The organism is Veillonella sp. AS16 (assembly GCF_000517785.1).
GTDB lineage: Bacteria > Bacillota > Negativicutes > Veillonellales > Veillonellaceae > Veillonella > Veillonella denticariosi.
Map to the genome: position 1 here is coordinate 1 of NZ_AZYX01000002.1, position 2,118 is coordinate 2,118.

1 protein-coding gene and 1 pseudogene are annotated in these 2,118 nt (G+C 35.6%); both read left to right on the plus strand.

Going from position 1 to position 2,118, the window contains the following annotated elements; genetic code table 11:
• Positions 1–1,255: pseudogene (locus HMPREF1521_RS09070) on the plus strand (hypothetical protein); the annotation flags it as partial.
• On the plus strand, positions 1,255–1,722 hold the full coding sequence (locus tag HMPREF1521_RS00020) for a hypothetical protein (protein ID WP_038114303.1): 468 nt from the start codon (positions 1,255–1,257) through the stop codon (positions 1,720–1,722). The pseudogene HMPREF1521_RS09070 and the gene HMPREF1521_RS00020, both read left to right, overlap by 1 nt.
• Positions 1,723–2,118 lie beyond the last annotated feature (396 nt).

The window sequence follows — 2,118 nt, forward strand, 5'->3', positions numbered from 1 at the left end:
TATGAAAGATATTGAAAATACGGCTGAGTATTCCTCGAAGAATACAGGCATCAGTTATAACCATATAGGAAACTTTAAGTCACTAAGTCAAGCGGGACAAGATGCGGTATATAATTCACTAGGACTTTTACCGAAATTATTACCTGAATCTAAGAAGCCCGTACATAGCCCTCCCCAATCTGCTATTGCTGATGGTAGAATAACTGTACATGATGAATTTGTAGATATACGTTCGAACTCTAGAGATACCGCTAATAGTCTTAATAAACTGGACAAGATCTTTGATAAGAAGAAAGTCGAGGAACGACAGGAATTAGCCCGACTCTTTGCTAAAGATGCATTTGAACAGCTGCATTATTGGGAACCGAAAACCAAAGAAGAGAAAGCGGCTAAAGCGATTGCTCACGGTGTGGTGGCGGAAGTGTCCGCTCGAGTTGCCGGTAATAAGGCGGGTAGCGGTTTCTATGCGGGAGTTACTAATGAGGCGTTAATTGGTGAAATTCAAAAGGTGGCTAAGACAAATCCTGCTGTGGCGCAATGGCTCAGTGCCGGGGTAGGGGCAGTAGTAAATGCGGGATTAGGGAAACCTGTTATTACCGGAGCGGCCGAAGCGCAGTATGGGACTAGAGATAATCATTTACATGAGTTTGATGAAGATGAATCTTTAGACCGGGCGATTGAAGGCATGCATCAAAAAATTAAAAGTGAATTAATAGCTAGTGAACCAATTCTTAGTATACCTGATCCAACTAGCGAGAAGAATATGATTGCTTTTGCTGCAGAAAAGTCAGGATTACCAGCAGCTAGCTTTTTATTAAAACAAGCAGTTTGGGGCAATGGTGAGTTTCAATATTATAATAATGATAGCCCTGTAGCGACTGTATTTAAAAATAGTTATCATTTTCAGGCACAAATTGCTGAGATGAGAGTTAGAATTCCGCCTGGAAAATCAATGGTGGTATCTGGATATATTGATTATAATAATGAGTATAATGGAATTCGAGCGACAAAAGATCAACATTTAGCTTATGGGATTGTTAAAACAGCTTTATTATTAACACATAATGTTGATGGTAGTATGTCATATCGAGGCGTTATAGGTGATGCATATAATTTTGAAATACATAAATTATCGATTTCAGATAGCTTATATAAAACAGTGACTAATGTGATTAATAATTTTGCTGTTGTAGATCAAATATATGGAATAATAAGGCCTTTTGGATGGCAAGCTAACATTAGTGGGAGAATATAATGCGTGAGTTATTAGTTGTACTAATTATTTTTACTGGTTTAATAACAACTTTTATAGCTTATATGTTTACTTATGAACCTTCACAATATGATAGTACTGGGCGAAGTGTAGTTTCAGAGTTCGGTGTTAAAAATGAACTTCATATAAGTAGATTTGGTAATCAATTTATCGTATCTGATATTAGTTTTTCTAACTCTAAATTCCCTTATTTTTTTGATGCTTATGAAATAAAGTATAAGTGTTGGAATTCTTATCTTTATTTATTATGTAAGGACAATATGATAGTTTTGGATGAGAATAATAAGTGTATTTTATTTTTTTCTATGAAAAATATTGAGTCAGAGGTATTAATTAAGCATATGAAGAAGTACTATACATTAGATGATTCTAAAGTTGTATATCATATTGATGAATTAGATGAAATAGATAAATCTATTTATAAATTCTTACAAAGGCAGAAAAAGTGATTGGAATTAATAAATATTTGAGGTGTGTTTGAATGAAGTATGTCCAATATATAGGATCGTACATCAAAGGTATTTCCATGCCAGAATAACAGGTAGGTGATTAAAATTCCTTGATTTTTATTCTATAGAAACCGTATAATCAAATTATAATTTTATACTCGCCTGTTAGAAACCGATGCGGTGGAGATAAAAATAGGAAATGCACTTACAGAGAGCGGGACTAGCTGAGAACCCGTAGTACGCAGCTTATTAAATGGACCACCGAGGGTGGAGTGAACAGATTGGGCTGATCGGTTGTCATGGCCGTGCGAGATACCTGATCTCAGTATTCTTCATCGTCATACGAGCGTTAATTGTGAGGGATATGCTAGTATCCTGCGAAAGGGGAATGCAATA